A 15991-nucleotide genomic window follows, 5' to 3' on the forward strand; every position below is an offset into this window, starting at 1 on the left:
CTCCCCGCCAAGGGAGGGCGGCCTTTTCGCTTTATGGCGAGGTCAGCGGGCCACGGCCTGGCGGTAACCGGCATCGGTGCCGAGCAGGTCGCGGTGGGTGGCGTCGGCGGTGATGACGCCGCCGTCCAGGACGAGGACGCGGTCCGCGGCGTCGAGGAAGGCGGGGCTGCTGGTGATCACGACGGTGGTGCGGTCACGGCGGAGCCGGGCGAGGTTGCGCGCGATGAGCTGCTCCGTGACTGCGTCCACGGCCGTCGTCGGGTCGTGCAGGACCAGGATCTCGGCGTCGGCGGCGAGGGCGCGGGCCAGCGACAGCCGCTGGCGCTGCCCACCCGACAGGTTGGCGCCGCGGTCGCGGACGCCGTGGTCGAGCCCCTCAGGGTGGAGGGCGACGACGTCGGTCAGCATGGACGCCTCGACGGCCTCGGGCAGCAGGCCGGTGGTGCCGGATGGGTCGATGTTCGTGCGCAGGGTGCCCGCGAAGATCTCCCCGTCGTACGGGTTGACCAGCAGGTGTTCCCTGACCGCCTCGATCGACAGGTCCGCCGTCTCCTGCCCGCCGACCCGTACCACGCCCTCGTAGGCGCCGGGCGGGACGTGCACGGCCAGGATCGCCGCGAGGTCGGCCGCCGCCTGCGCCTGGTAGGCGGCGATGGCCACGAACTCGCCGGCGGCCACGTGGAACTTCACCTCGCGCAGCGATCCGTACCGGACGCCGTCCACCTCCAGGCCGCCGCCGGCGGACGGGCGCCGCGTGCCCGGGGTCGTCACCGGGCGCGCGGCCAGCACCAGCGCCATCCGCTCGGCCGACGCGCGCGCGATCATCACGTATTTCGGCATCTCCGAGAACAGCCTGAGCGGCTCCATGATGAACTGCGCCAGCCCCACCGCCATGACCAGCTCGCCGATGCCGATCCGGCCCTCGAACGCGAGCCAGCCCGCCGTCAGGGTCACCGCGGCGGCCAGGGCCGCGTTGAGCGCCAGCGCGACGCCGGCGTACGCGCCGTTCACCCTGGCCACGGTGATCGCCTGGCTCTTCGCCTCCGTGCTGACCTTCCGGTACGACCGGAACGCCGCGTAGTTGCCGCCGAAACCGTGCAGCGGGCGAAGTCCGCTGATCAGGTCGGCCACCTTCGCCCCTGCCCGCGCCACCCTGGCCTGCTGCTCCCGGGTGCTCGCGCCGATGCGTTTCGACATCACGCTCAGGATCGACAGGATCGCGACCGTGCCGACGATGACCAGCAGGCCGAGCCGGACGTCGGCCAGGCCCAGCGCGACCGCCGTGATCAGCACCGCGACCAGCGAACTGATCAGCAGCGGCACCACCTCGATGATGTCGGCGGTCTGGTCGGCGTCCTCGGTCGCGATGGTCAGGACCTCGCCGGACTTCAGTCCGGTGTCCCTGGCCACCGGCTGCAGCGCGCAGGCCGCGACCCGCACCCGCCAGCGGTGGGCCTCGGTCGTGTTGGCCTTCTGCAGCACGCGCATGCCGAACCGCCACGACAGCGACACGGTGGTGATGATCACCGCCAGTGCCGCGATCGACAGGCCGAGCCGGCCCACGTCGCGCTCGCGCATCGTGTGCTCGACGATCAGGCCGAGCGCGATCGGGAAGGCGGTCTCGCCGGCCTGGTAGAGGCCCATGAGCAGGGTGCCGCCCGCCATGGCGCCGAGGTTGCGCCGCAGCGTGGTCCGCAGGATCCCCGCGCGGGAGGCCGGTTCGTCAGTCATCGAGGTGCCGGGCGATCGCTTCTGGCGTACGCAGGGCGTACAGGTCGCGGATGGTGATCCTGGGGCCGTACTCGCGGCGGAGCAGCCCGACCAGCCGCACCGCCAGCATGGAGTGTCCTCCGAGGGACAGGAAGTCGCTCACCGCGCTCACCTCGTCATCATCCAGGTCCAGGGCCTCGGCGAAGAACTCGCACACCGTGATCTCGGTCTCGGTCGCCGGCCGTCGCTCGCCCGCCGTGCTCAGCGCGCCCAGGGGCTTGGCCTCGGGCAGCGCCTTGACGTCGGCCTTGCCGTTCACGGTCAGCGGGATCGCGGCCACCTCGGCGTAGTGGGTGGGCCGCAGGAAGTCCGGCAGCCCGGCGCCCACCTCGGCGGCGACCTCCGCCAGGTCGGAGCCGTCCAGCACGAGGTAGGCGGCCAGCCGGTACGCGCCGTCCACCTGCGGGTCCGGCTGGGCGACCGCGGCGGCGAACCGGACCGCGGGATGCGCGGTGAACGCGGCCTCGACCTCGCCCGGCTCGACCCGATGGCCGCGGATCTTGACCTGCTGGTCGGTGCGGCCCAGGTAGGCGAGGTTCCCGTCCGGCCGGCGGAGCACGAGGTCGCCGGTGCGGTACATGCGCTCGCCCGGCTCACCGTACGGGCAGGCGACGAACCGGTGCGCCGTCTGACCGGGTTGCCCCAGGTAGCCACGGGCGATGCCGACGCCCGACACGTACAGCTCGCCGGGCACGCCGTCCGGCACGGGGCGCAGCCACGGGTCCAGCACGTACACGTCGGTGTTGTCGATCGGCACGCCCACCACCGGGTCCTGGCACTCGAACGTGCCGACGCCCAGGGTGTTGATCGTGTACTCGGTCGGGCCGTACAGGTTGTAGCCGACCGTGCCCTCCGTCTCGTCGAGGCGCTGCCACAACGCCGGCGTGACCGCCTCGCCGCCGAGCAGCACCAGCGGCGGCCGCCGTCCCGGGTCGTCGAGCAGCCCCTCGGCCACCAGTTGCTGCGCGTAGGTGGGGGTCACGTTGACGACGTCGATCGTGTGCCGCAGGCAGTACTCGACCAGCCGGGGCGCGTCGCGGCGCAGTTCCTCGTCGCAGATGTGCACCTCGTGGCCGTCGGCGAGCCAGAGCAACTCCTCCCACGACATGTCGAACGCGAACGACACGGTGTGCGCGATCCGGAAGATGCGGTGCCCGTGCTTGGCCAGGACCGGCCCGAAGATCCGGCGCTGGTGGTTGATCAGCATGTTCGTCAGCCCGGCGTACTCGGTGACCACGCCCTTGGGGCGGCCGGTCGAGCCCGAGGTGTAGATGACGTACGCGGGGTGGCGCAGGCGGTCGGGGTCGTCCGGCGCGAACGTGGTGACCGGCTCGGCCTCGGGCAGCGGCCGATCCAGCTCGATCAGCTCGGCTCGCGGCCTCGGCCGGTCCAGTTCGGTCGGCTCGGGTTGCGGCCGGTCCGGCTCGGTCGGCTCGCCGCCGGTGGCCGAGCAGCCGGTCAGGCGGGGGGAGACGGCGCTCACGGTGAGGATCACGTCGGGGCGGGCGTCGGCGACGATCGCGGCGATCCGTTCGTCCGGATGGTCCAGCTCCAGCGGCACGTACGCGGCCCCGACGCGCAGCACCGCGAACAGCGCCACGATCGAGTCGAGCGAACGCGGGATCGCCAGGCCCACGGTCCTGTCCGGGCCGAGCCCGCGCGCGGCGAGCACCCCAGCCACGGCCCGGCTGCGCTCCTGGAGCTGCCCGAACGTCATCGTCCTGCCGTCGGCGACGAGCGCGACCCGCTCCGGGCTGCGCTCGGCCGCCCGGTCGAACCGGTCGACCACGGTGTCGGAGCCGACGTCCGTCCGCGGGCCCCGCTCCGGCTCCGCCCCGAACCCGGGCAATCCGCCCACGGGCCCGGTCGCGCGGGCCACGTCTCCGAGCACGCGCAGATAGTCGTCGAGCAGGGCGTGGGCTCGCTCGGTGTCGTCGTCGCGGTACTCCAGCTTGATCGTGAACCGCTCGCCCGGCGTCACCACCCAGGTGAACGGGTAGTGCGTGGAGTCGTCGGCGCGGACCGAGGTGATGCCGTGGCGGGCGTTCATCGCGGCCAGCGCGTCCAGGTCGAGGAAGTTCTGCAGCACGAAGAGGTTGTCGAACAGGGTGTCGTGCCCGCCGGCCCGCTGGATCTCGCCCAGCCCCAGGTGCTCGTGCTCCATCGCGGCGACCCTGGCCGCCTGCACGCCTTCCAGGTATTCGCCCACGCTCTCGTACGGGCGGGGCCGCGTCCACATGGGCACGGTGTTGAGCAGCACGCCGACGATGCCGTCCAGCCCCTCGCCCTCGCGGCCCGAGACGGTCACCCCGAACACGGCGTCACCACGGCCGGTGTGTGCGCCGAGCAGCAGGCCGAACGCGCCGGTCAGCAGCGAGTTCAGGGTGACGGCGTGGGTCCGCGCCGCCTCCCGCAGCAGGTCCGACTGCTCGGCGGAGAGCGTGTGCACGAGCTGTCGCGGCAGGGCGTCCGTCAGGGACGGCGTGGGCCCGGCCAGCAGCGTCGGTCCTGGCAGCCCGGCCAGGTGCTCGGCCCAGAACCGCCGCGACGGATCCGGATCCCTGGCGTCGAGCGCGCGGGCGTGCTCCTCGAAACTCGGCGTGGCCGGGACCGGGTTCAGCGGCTCGCCCGCGAGGGCCGCCTCGTAGGCGTCGAACAGGTCGCGCAGCACGATCTCCCGCGACCAGCCGTCCCACAGCAGCAGGTGGTAGCTCAGCAGCAGACCGTCCCGGCCGTCCGGCCGCCGCACCACGGTGAGCCGGATCAGCGGTGGCTCGCCCGGGTCGAAGCCGGTGTCGCGATCCCTGGCGCACAGGGCCTCGACCTCGGCGTCCGTCGTCAGGGAGATCGTCCGCACGCCGACCCGCCGACCGGCCGCGAGCACCTGGACGGGGTTCCCGGCCGCGTCGGTGGTGAAGCCGGCGCCTGTGACCGGGTGCCGGGCGATCACGTACGCCATCGCCTCGGCCAGGGCGCCGGGGTCGAGCCGCCGGTCGAAGGTGAAGTAGTTCTGCGCGACGTAGTGGCCGGCCGGGCCCGCGAGCTGGGCCTGGAAGAACAGGCCGCGTTGCAACGGGGTCACCGGGGCCGTCCGCTCGGCCGTCGCGGCGGCGTCCGCGATCCGCTCCAGCGCCTGCCGCCAGTGTCCGACGATCTCGCCCGGTACGGCGTCGGCCAGGGTGAAGGTGGCCCGCAGGGTGCCGGTGGCCGCGTCGATCCAGGCGTTGACCTCGACCGCGTACGGGCTGCCCTGGTCGCCGCCGGTGATGGGGAGCGCCTGGGACTCGGTGGCCCGGCCGAGATAGTTGAACAGCACCTGCGGGCGGGCGGTCAGCAGCGGGGCCGTCTGCGGGTTGAGGTACCTGAGCCGGCCGTAGGCGATGTGATCGGACTCGTCCGGCTGACGCTCGGTGACCTCGCGCGCCGCGGCGACGGGGTCGGTGTGCGGGGTGAGCCGTACGGGGGCGATGGCGGTGAACCAGCCGACCGTGCGGGCGTAGTCGTGCTGGTCGCCCGCTGGGACGCGGCCATGGCGTTCCAGCTCGATCGCCAGGTCGGTGGGGGCGGGCTGGACGCGCGTCAGCGCGGCACGCAGCGCACCGCACAACAACTCGGTGAGCCCGAGCCCGAGCGCGGCGGGCGCGGTACGGGTCACGGCGGTGGTCAGCTCGGGCGGGAGCTCCACGGTGGTGTCGCGCAGACTTTCCGGCTTGGGCAGTAGTGGGGGCGCCTGGAGTGTGGTGATCCAGCGGTCGAGGGTGCCGACCGCCTGGGCCTGGGTGGCTCCCGTGGCCAGGGCGTCGGCGTAGCCGGCGTAGGAGGTGGTCGGCGGGGTGAGCGGTGTGCCGCGCAGGGCGGCGGCCAGGTCGTCCAGCAGGATCAGCCAGGACACCGCGTCGATGGCCAGGTGGTGCACGACGATCACCAGCGTCCGGCTCGCCGCCTGCCACGCGAACGCGACCACCTCCCCGGCCTCGGGATCGAGCCGCCCGGCCAGCTCGTCGGCCACGGCCGCCGGGTCGGCGGCTGCTTGCGGGTGGGTGACGGTGACCGTGCGGGGCGGGTCGGTGCGCAGGCTCCACACGCCGTGCTCGGTACGCAGCCGCAGCCGGAGGATCGGATGCGCGGCCACGACGGCGTTCGCGGCGCGTTCGACGTCCTCGAACCGGGTGCCCTCGGGCGCCACCAGCGTCCTGGCCTGGGCGAACCTGGCCAGTGAGCCGCCCAGCTCCCGCTGGCGCAGGATGATCGGCGTGGGCGTCAACGGGCCGTCCTCGTGGCGGACGGGTGCCGTGACCTGCGGGGTGCGGGTGCGGACGTGTCCGGCGAGCGCGCGCGGGGTTCTGAGCAGGAACACGTCGCGCGGGGTGATCGGCAGGCCGAGCGCCCTGGCCCGGTTGACCACGGTGATGGCGACGATGCTGTCCCCACCGGCGACGAAGAAGTCGGTGTCGGCATCCGCGTCCACGCCGGGAAGCGCCTCACCGAAGACCCCGACCAGCGCGGCCAGCGCATCGTCACCGACGGGCACGGTCCCATCGAGGGCGGACGCGGGCTGGCCGAAGGAAGACGTGGGGCCGCCGAGGGTGGGGATCGTTCCGTCGAGGGCAGACGCAGGTCGGCCGTTCACGAGCGTGGTGGGGAGGTCGTCCCATGCGCCGCCGGTCGCGTACGTTCCGGCGTCGGGCAGAGCCGCGCGTTCGGTCAGGGCCGCGCGGTCCAGCTTGCCGTTCACCGTCAGGGGAAGGGCGTCCACGCGCAGCACCCGGCCGGGCACCATGTGCGCGGGCAGCTTCGACGACAGGGACGCCGTGAGGTCGTCGGACACCTGCCCCACCACGTGGGCCACCAGATGGTCGCCGCCGGCCGCCACGGTGACGGCCACGTCCACGACGCCGTCCAGCTCCCTGATCGCCGACTCCACCTCACCCAGCTCGATGCGGAAGCCCTTGAGCTGCACCTGGTCGTCGGCCCGCCCGACGAACTCCAGCTCGCCGTCGATCGTCCGCCGGGCCAGGTCACCCGTGTGGTACATACGGGACCCGTCACCCGCGAACGGGTCGGCCACGAAGCGGCTAGCCGTGAGCTCCGGCCGGCCCAGATAGCCCAGCGACACCTGGTCGCCCGCGACGTAGATGCCGCCCACCCGGCCCGGCGGCACCGGACGGAGCCGGTCGTCGAGCAGGTACGTGGTCAGGCCGGGGATCGGGCCGCCGATCGGGCTGACGTCCCCGGCGGTGAAGTCGTCGCCGGTCAGCACCCGGTGGGTGACGTGCACGGTGGTCTCGGTGATGCCGTACATGTTGACCAGCTCCGGCGAGGCGGTGCCGTACCGCTCGACCCAGCCGCGCAGCCGTCCCAGGTCGAGCGCCTCGCCACCGAAGATGATCCGGCGCAGCGACGTGACGGGCTCGCCGGCGTGCCGGTCGGCCTCGGCGAACTGGTAGAAAGCGGACGGGGTCTGGTTCAGCACGGTCACCCCGCGCTCGCGGACCAGCCGGTGGAAGTCGAGCGGGGAGCGGGTCAGTGCGTACTCAGGCAGCAGCAGCTCACCGCCGTACGCGAGTGCGCCCCACAGCTCCCACACCGCGAAGTCGAACGAGAAGGAGTGGAACTGCACCCAGACGTCGTCCGGACCGAACCCCATGTCGGGCTGGGTCCCGGTGAGCAGCGCCACCACGCTGGAGTGCGGCACGACGACGCCCTTGGGCCGGCCGGTCGATCCGGAGGTGTAGATCACGTATGCCGGGTCGTTCCAGTCGACTTCGACCTCGGCCTCGGCGGTGTCTGACGGCGGCTCGCCGTCCAGCGTGAGCAGCCGGGCCGGCGATCCCGCTCTGGCCGCCAGCTCGGTGAATCGCTCCTGTTCCGCCCCGTCCACGAGGACGACCTTCGGGGCGGCGTCGGCGAGCACGTACGCCAGCCGTTCGTTTGGATACGCCAGATCCAGCGGCACGTACGCGCCGCCCGCGCTGACGACCGCGATCAGGGCGACGACCTGCTCCAGCGAGCGCGGGACGGCGACCGCCACCCGCTCGCCAGGCCGAACCCCGGCCGCGCGCAGCGCCGCCGCCAGCTCGTCCTTGGCCGCGGCCAGCTCGCCGTAGGTCATCGACCGGGTGCCGCCGTCGAGCGCGCACTGGGTGACGGCGGTGGCGGCCGGATCACGGCGCGCGGCGGCATCGAACAGGCCCCCCAGCGTCACCGGCGCGGTCCGCTCGCCCGGGGTCACCGGCCGGATCATCCCAGCAGCGTGCGGCGAAGGGCCGGTCGCGGCCACGGTGACCGGGTCGTCCGGGCGGGTGAGGAGGCCGGTCAGGGCGCGGCTGAAGGTCAGTAAAATCGCCCGTGCCCGCGACTCCCGCAGCAGCTCCCCGTCGTAGATCAGGTTGAACCGCGCCCGCCCGCCAGGCTCCCGCTCGACCACCAGCGTCAGCGGGTAATGCGGTGCGCCCTCGTTCACCAGGTCGCTGATGACGAACTCGTCCCCGGGCCGGCGCAACGCCATCACGTCCGTCGGCACGTCGAAGACCACCAGGGTGTCGAACAACGTCCCGCTCCCGGCCAGGCGGCCGATTCTGGTCAGGGAGACGTGCTGGTGCTCCAGCACCGCGCTCTGGTGGTCCCGCACCGAGGCGAGCAGGTCGCGCGCCGTCGTACCGCGCTCCCACCGGGCCCGTACGGGGATCGTGTTGATGAGCAGCCCCACCATGTCCTTGATGCCTGGAACGTCCGCGTCGCGCCCGGAGACCGTGGAGCCGAAGACCACGTCCCGCCCCTGGAGGATGCCGCCCAGCGTCACCGCCCACGCGCTGTGCACGGCGACGCTCAGCGGCACGCCCGCCGCACGCGCGGCGGCGTCGATGTCGCCGTCCAGCGAGGCAAAGAGCTCTCCGGAGGTATCGACGCCGGTCTCCGCGAACCGGCCCGACGGGGTGTGTCCCTCGGCGACCAGCGACGGGCCGGGCAGCCCGGCGAGCTGCTCGCGCCACACCCGGTCGCTCTCGTCACCGTCACGCGCCGCGAGCGCCCGCACATGCCCAGGGAAACCGTCCCGTACGTGCACGCTCCCCGGCGCGTGGTACTCGGCCAGCAACGCGCGCAGCATCGGCGGCACCGACCAGCCGTCGGCGACGATGTGGTGCACGGTCTGCACCAGAACGCTCCGCCCCGGCCCGGTACGGACGAGGGTGTAGCGCATCAGCGGCCCTTCGGCCAGGTCGAACCCGGCGCGGCGGTCACGTTCGGCCAGGTCGCGCAGCTCGTCGCCGCTGATCCCCGGACGATCGAGCGTGCGGAACGGCGCCGTGATGCCGCTCTCCAGCACCGAGACCACGCGCCCGTCGGCGAGGGCGACGAAGCGGGCGGCCAGGTTCGGATAGAGCGCGAGCAGCCGGTCGGCCGCCGCCGCGAGCCGGCCGGCGTCCACCTCGCCGTCGAGCGTCAGGATCTGCTGCTCGACGTAGCTGCCGGCCGAGTCGTCGTCGAAGACCGAATGGAAGTACAGACCCTCCTGCAGTGGCGTCAGCGGCAGGACGTCGAGCAGCGCCGGGCCGTCGAGGGCGTCCACGTCGGCCTGCGTGAGGGCGACGGCGGCGAAGTCGCTGGGGGAGTGGCCGCCCGTGTCGAGCGCGGCCAGCCCGGTCAGGGCGTGCAGGAAGTACCCGCCGATGGTGGCGACGTCCTCGTCGGTGAACATGCCGTCCGGCCACGAGATGCTGGTGACCAGCTCGTACGCGCCCGTCGGCCCGGGTTCGGCGATGGCGTTGAACTCCAGGGCGCGCGGCAGCCGCATCTTCGGATCGCGCTTCTCGCCCAGTTGCCCGGTGGCGCCGGCGAGCTGCCAGTCCCCGGGGGTGCCGGCGTCGTAGCGTCCCAGGTAGTTGAAGAGCACCTGCGGCGCGGGCGCGTCGAACGCGGCGCCGGCCAGGTAGCGCAGGGCCCCGTAGGAGACCCCGTTGTCCGGTACCCGGGCGAGGTCCTCCTTGACCGCCTTGAGCGCGGCCGACAGGTACGCGGGCGCGGTGAGATCGGCCGCCGCGCCCGGGTCCGCGGTCACCGGGAACAACGTGGTGAACCAGCCCACCGTCCGCGACAGGTCGGGCTCGAACCCGGCGGCGCCGGCCACGAACCCCGCCTCGCGGCCGTGCCCTTCGAGCTCGATGTGCGCGAACGTCTGCTCCTGCCCGAGATCGCGCCGCCACCGCGCGAGGGCGACGGCCAGCGCGGTCAGCAGGACGTCGTTGACCCCGGCGTGGAACCTGGCGGGCACCTCGCCGAGCAGCGCCGCCGTGACCTCGGGGCCGGCCGTGACCGTGCGCACCCGTTCCCTGGCGACGACGTCGGACCCGGCGAGCGGACGCCTGCCGAGCGGGCGGTCGGGACCCGGCAGGGGACGCTGGAAGTAGCCGGGATCGGCCTCGGACGCGGCCCGTTCCAGCAGGTGCGCCCAGCGCCGGAACGAGGTGCCCACCGGCGGCAGCTCGACCGGCGCGCCCGAGGCGAGCTGCCGCCACCCCGTGGCCAGGTCGTCCATCAGCACCCGCCACGAGACGCCGTCGATCACCACGTGGTGGGCGACCAGCACCAGTTGCCGGGACGCGCGCCGCCACACGGCCCGCAGCATCACGCCGTCGTCCGGGCTCAGCCCGGCGGTGGCGAGCTCCACGCACCCGTCGAGCGGCCGGTCGCTCTCCTCCCAGCTCGCCACGGCCGTGTCCGGCTCGGGCACGTCGAACCCCCACGGCTCCTCGCGGACCAGCCGGGCGCGCAGCATGTCGTGCCGCCTGACCAGGGCGGTGAGCAGCTCGCCGAGCGCGTCGGCGGTGAGCCCGTCCGGGGTGTTGAGCACCACGGACTGCACGAAACCGTCGATCGCGTCCGTGGTGCCGGCGAGCCAGCGCACGATGGGCGTCCCCGCGAAGGGGCCGGTCGCGACGTCCTCAAGGTCCGCCGACGCGGCCCCGGCCGGGGTGGCCACCGCCGCCAGCGCTCCCACCGTGAGGCTGGTGAAGATCTGCGTCGCGGTGACGTGCAGGCCCGCGTCGCGCAGCGCGCTCATCAGGGAGATCGCCATGAGGCTGTCGCCGCCGAGCCGGAAGAAGTTCTGGTCGGGGCCGACCTCCTCCAGCCGCAGCACGGAGGCGACGGCCGCGCACACGACGCGCTCGTTCTCGGTGGCGGGCGCGGCGACCGAGCCGGTACGCAGCTCCGGTTCGGGCAGGGCGGCGCGGTCCAGCTTGCCGTTCGCGGTGAGCGGGAACTCCTTCAGCACGACGACGTGGGCCGGCACCATGTACTCGACCAGGTGCTCGGCGGCCCACGCCCGGACCTCGTCGGGACTCAGGTCGCCGGCGCCCGAGACGGGGATGACGTATCCGACCAGGTAGGTGCCGCCGGCCGCGTTCTTCCTGGCGACGACGCAGGTGTGCCGGACGCGGGGGTGCTCGGCCAGGCCGATCTCGACGTCCTCGATCTCCAGCCGCATGCCGCGGATCTTGATCTGGTTGTCGGCCCGGCCGAGGAAGTCCAGCGACCCGTCGGGGGCGAAGCGGGCCAGGTCGCCGGTGCGGTACAGGCGGGAGCCGTCGCCGGCGAACGGGTTGGCCACGAAGCGGGAGGCGGTCAGGCCGGGCGCGTTGACGTAGCCGCGGCCGAGCAGGAAGCCGCCCACGTACAGCTCGCCGCCGACGCCGACGGGGACCGGGCGCAGCTCGTCGTCCAGCACGTACAGCTCGGTGTTGGGGTTGGCCTTGCCGATCGAGGTGGACAGCCGCTCGGCGGCGCCCCGGTAGATCACGTGCGAGACGCCGATCGTCGTCTCGGCCGGGCCGTAGCCGTGGTACATGGGGATGTCGAGCCGGGTGCGGAAACGTTCGTACAGGTCGGGGGTGAGCACCTCGCCGCCGCACCACACGTGCCGCAGGCTGTCCAGCCGCCCCGAGCCGCCCTCGATCTCCAGCAGCACGTCCAGCATGGACGACACGAGGTAGGTGAACGTGACGCGCTGCTCGGCGATCACGCTCAGCAGGTGGTGCGGGTCGCGCTCGCCGCCCGGCCGCAGCACCACCAACCGGCCGCCGCACACCAGCGGCAGGAAGATCTCGTTGATGGAGATGTCGAACGACAGCGGCGCCTTGAACAGCGACGCGTCGTCATGACCGAAACCGAGGATCTCACGGCTCTGCCACAGCAGCCGCTCGCTGATCGCCTCGTGCCGGATCATCGCGCCCTTGGGCCGCCCGGTCGAACCGGAGGTGAAGATCACGTACGCCAGCGCGGGGCCGGGAATGTCCACCTCGGGGTCTTCGGCCGGGTATGCGCCGAACCGCCACGCGTCGAGATCGACGGCCACGGCCTCCGGCTCGCCCGCCGCGCCCGTGCCGGAGGCGTCGAGCTGCAGCACCACGCCGGCGTCCTCGATCACGACCGCCCGGCGCGCGGCGGGCCAGCGCGGGTCGAGCGGCACGAACGCGCCCCCGGCCTGCAGCACGGCCAGCAGGCCGAGCACCATCTCGGCGGAGCGGTCCAGCGAGACGCCGACGATCTGCTCGGCGGTGAGGCCGCGTTCGATCAGGTGGTGGGCGAGCTGGTTGGACAGGGCGGCCGCCTCGCGGTAGGTCAGCGACCGCCGCTCGTCCACGATGGCGACGGCGTCGGGCCTGGTCCTGGCCTGCTCGCGGAACAGCTGCACGATGGTGGGGCGCTCCCTGCCGGCCCTGGTGTCGTTCCACCTGGCCAGGGTCTCCAGCCGGGCCGCCACGCTGGAGGGGCCGATGGTGCCGAGCGGCCGGTCGAGGAAGTCGGCCAGGTCGTCCAGCGCCAGTTGCGCCTCGGCCGGGTCCACGCCGCCGGGCACGGCGATGCTCCGGCCGTCCGCGCCGACCTCCCACCCCGCGAGACCGCCACCGCTGGTCTCCCCGCCCGCGTCCGCCCAGTCGAGGAGGTCGGTGAACGGGGTCGCGGGGGTGAGTTCCAGCTGGTCGGGGCGCTGGCCGGTGGCCCAGTAGGCGAGTCCGGCGGCGCAGGCCAGGGTGATGGTCCTGTCGGAACGGTCACCGGTCCGCCGGCGCACGTCGGCCAGTCGTGCGGGAGAGAGCGATACGAGACGAGGGCGCGCTTCCATCAGCCATCCTTCGATAGTTATGTTCTAGGAGCCTTCCTGCCAGGCCTGCCAGAGCCGGGCGTACCGGCCGCCGAGGGCGACCAGTTCCGCGTGGGTGCCCTGCTCCACGACGCGCCCGGCGTCGAGGACGGCGATGCGGTCGGCCGCCATCGCCTGGGTCAGCCGGTGCGCCACGTACAGGGTGGTCCGCCCCGCGCACGCGGCCGTCACGGCCCGTTCCAGCTCGGCGGCGCCCTGGCTACCCGCCTCCGCGGTCGACTCGTCCAGCACCACCACCGGCGACCGGTGCAGGATCAGCCGGGCCAGCGCGAGCTGGGCGACCTTGGTGCCGTCCAGCCGTTCGCCGCCCTCGCCGACCATGGTGTCCAGCCCGTCCGGCAGCGCCTCGACCCACGGGCCCGCGCCGACGGTGCGCAGCGCGTCCATCAGTTCGGCCTCGCTCGCCTCCGGCGCGGCCAGCCGCAGATCGTTGGCGAGCGGCCCGGAGAACACGTGCGTCTCCTGCGTCAGGATGCTGACCAGGGCCCGCGCCCCCGCCTCGTCCAGTCCGGCGAGGTCGGTCGATCCGATCCGCACCGAGCCGGCCTGCGGGGTGCCGATGCCCGCGATCAGCGCCGCCAGCGTCGTCTTGCCCGCGCCCGTCGCCCCCACCAGAGCGAGCGAGCCGCCCGCCGGGATCTCCAGGTTCACGTCCAGCAGCACCGGCCGCTCGGTGCCCGGATAGGCGAACGTCAGCCCCTCCACCGTCACCGGGTAAGGCCCGCCGTCCGCCGGCGCGGCCGCCGCCAGGCCCACCAGCCGCTCCTCCGTCGGCTCGGCCAGCACGCCGACCAGCCGGGTCAGGCTGGCGCCCGACTTCTGCGCCTCGTCGAACGTGAACATGATCGCGCCCAGCGGATTGAACAGCCGGTGGAACAGCAGCGGAGCCACCGACGCCTGGCCCAGGGTGACGGCGCCGGCCTCCAGCAGCACGTACCCGACCACGATGATCAGGCTCAGCCCGATGAACTCGGCCCGGTTCTCCCTGCCGACGAACCGGCCGAAGAAACGGAACACCTCGATGCCGAGGTCGCGCACCCGCCACGACTCGCGGGTGACCTGGGCGCGGAAGTCCGCTTCGAGACGGTAGGCACGGACGGTGTCGATCCCGTTCAGCCCGCTGATCAGCGCCTGCGCGCGGTCGGCCTGGGCCTCCCGCTGCCGCTGGTAGAGCGGCGCCGACCGGGGCAGATACCAGCGCAGGGCCAGCCAGTACGCGGGCAGCGCCCCCGCCCCCGCCAGCCCGAGCCGCCAGTCCAGCCCGAACATGCCGGCCGTGGCGATGGCGACCAGCACCCCGGAGGAGAACACCGTGGGGACGGCCGTGCGGATGCCCTTCGACACCACGGCCACGTCGTCGCCGACCCTGGACAGCACATCGCCCCGGCCGACCTGCTCGATCCGCGCGCTCGGCATGCCCAGCACCGCCCGGACGGCGGCCTCGCGCAGCCTGGCCAGCAGGTCCGCGCCCAGCCGCCCGATCAGGTACGTCGAGACGGCCGTGGCCGCGGCGCCGAGCAGCACGGCGGCCACCAGCAGCGCCCCGATCGTGACGAGCACCGATGGCGCTTCGCCCGCGACCACCCCGTCGACCACCTGGCCGAGGATGAACACCGGCACCACCTGGAGCGCAGCTCCCGCCACGGTGGTCAGCACGGCGGCGGTCGTCAGCCCCGGCACCTCCCGCAGGTGCGCGGTCACCCAGCGGGTGGCCTCGGGCCCGGTCGCGGTGCGCAGGATGACCGGGTCTGCGGTGCTCACGCCTGGATCATGGCGGCTCGGGGGAAGGACACGTCGAGGGGCATGGAGTATCCCTTTGCTGTCATGCGCCCGTTGCCGGGCAGGCAAACCGTAACATGGGTAGCTTAGGTGAGGCTAACCTTACAGTCTCGATGGAGGGTCGTATGGAGAGCACCTTCGCCGCGTACGGGATGCCCGGAGAACCGGGGACCGGCGCGTTCTGGACGGCGGCGAAGGGCCCCGCCGCGGTGCCGTCGGACGACGGCTGGGCGGTGCTCTTCCTGTGGCGCGGCTCCCCGGCGAGCGTGCACTTCGAGAGCTGGTCGGAGCCGGTCGCGCTGCGCCGGTGGGGGGAGACGGACTGCTGGTACGCCGAGGTGGCCATGCCCGCTCGGCTGCGGGTGACGTACTGGCTGGTGAGCGACGGCGTGGCGTACGCGGACCCGTTCAACCCGGTGAGCGCGGGCGGCGAACGGTCCATCGCGGCGACTCCCGACGCCCCCGCTCAGCCGCACTGGCCCGCCATCGGCCCCGATGACGTCTTGCCTCTGCCGAGTGTCCGCCTGCGCTGGACCACTGAGCGGCTCAACGGGCGGCTGGGCGAACGGCTTCGGCGGCGTACCGTGCGTGTCCATCCGGCAGGCGGCGGCGGGCCGGTCGTGCTGCTGCTCGACGGGGACGACTGGCTCTACCTGCACCCGGCCATGACCGCGTTCGACTCGGCCGTCGCCCGGGGCGAGCTGCCTCCCGTCACCCTCGTCTTCCTGCCCGCCCTAGACCGGGAGGACGAGTTCGGCTGCCGGCCCGAGTTGTGGGAGGCGGTCAGGGACGAGCTGCTGCCCCTGGTGGCGGGCAGCGGCGTGCCCGCCGACACGGGCCGGCTCGTGGTCGCCGGGCAGAGCCTCGGCGGGCTGAGCGCGGTGTACGCGGCGCTGGAGTTCCCCGAGCTCGTGTCTCGCGTCGCCTGCCAGTCGGGCTCGTTCTGGTGGACGCCCGGGGCCGCGGCCCTGGCCGACCCGCTGGGCGGCCCCGCCGGTGGCGTGGTCGCCGACCTGCTGCGGCGGCGGCCCGACCTGTCCGGCCTGCGGGTCGCGTTCGATATGGGGGAGCACGAGCCGCGCATGTTGCCGCACGGCGAGCTGGTCGAGACGCTGGCGGCGCGGGCGGGGGCGACGGTACGGGTCTCGCGCTCGCCGGCCGGCCACGACCGGGCGAGCTGGCGGCACGCCCTGCTCAGAGACGTCGCCTGGGTGCTCGAAGGGTGAGCCGCGCCAGTGAGGCGGGCCGGCTGGGACGTGCCGGTTCGGTACGCCGGTG

At 73.5% G+C, this 15991-nt stretch carries 4 protein-coding genes; 1 reads left to right on the plus strand and 3 read right to left on the minus strand.

From position 1 onward, the window contains the following. Positions 1–42 precede the first annotated feature (42 nt). Genes AB0C28_RS20650 through AB0C28_RS20660 form a run of 3 tightly spaced genes read right to left on the minus strand, consistent with a single transcriptional unit; the run spans position 43 to position 14695 of the window. On the minus strand, positions 43–1731 hold the full coding sequence (locus AB0C28_RS20650; RefSeq protein WP_357846785.1) for an ABC transporter ATP-binding protein: 1689 nt from the start codon (positions 1729–1731) through the stop codon (positions 43–45). Continuing rightward, complete coding sequence (locus AB0C28_RS20655; protein WP_358076377.1) at positions 1724–12895, minus strand: amino acid adenylation domain-containing protein; 11172 nt, start codon at positions 12893–12895, stop codon at positions 1724–1726. Before AB0C28_RS20655 ends, AB0C28_RS20650 begins: the two co-directional genes overlap by 8 nt. Before the next feature lie 24 nt (positions 12896–12919). Then, positions 12920–14695, minus strand: a complete 1776-nt coding sequence (locus AB0C28_RS20660) for an ABC transporter ATP-binding protein (RefSeq protein WP_358076380.1) — start codon at positions 14693–14695, stop codon at positions 12920–12922. A 143-nt stretch (positions 14696–14838) separates the two neighbouring features. On the opposite strand from AB0C28_RS20660, the gene AB0C28_RS20665 reads away from it, so the two are divergent. Beyond that, the gene (locus AB0C28_RS20665) at positions 14839–15939 is read left to right on the plus strand and encodes an alpha/beta hydrolase-fold protein (RefSeq protein WP_358076383.1); all 1101 of its coding nucleotides are present in this window, start codon (positions 14839–14841) and stop codon (positions 15937–15939) included. Positions 15940–15991: the final 52 nt, after the last annotated feature.

This window comes from Nonomuraea sp. NPDC048892, from assembly GCF_040649735.1.
Lineage (GTDB): Bacteria > Actinomycetota > Actinomycetes > Streptosporangiales > Streptosporangiaceae > Nonomuraea > Nonomuraea maheshkhaliensis.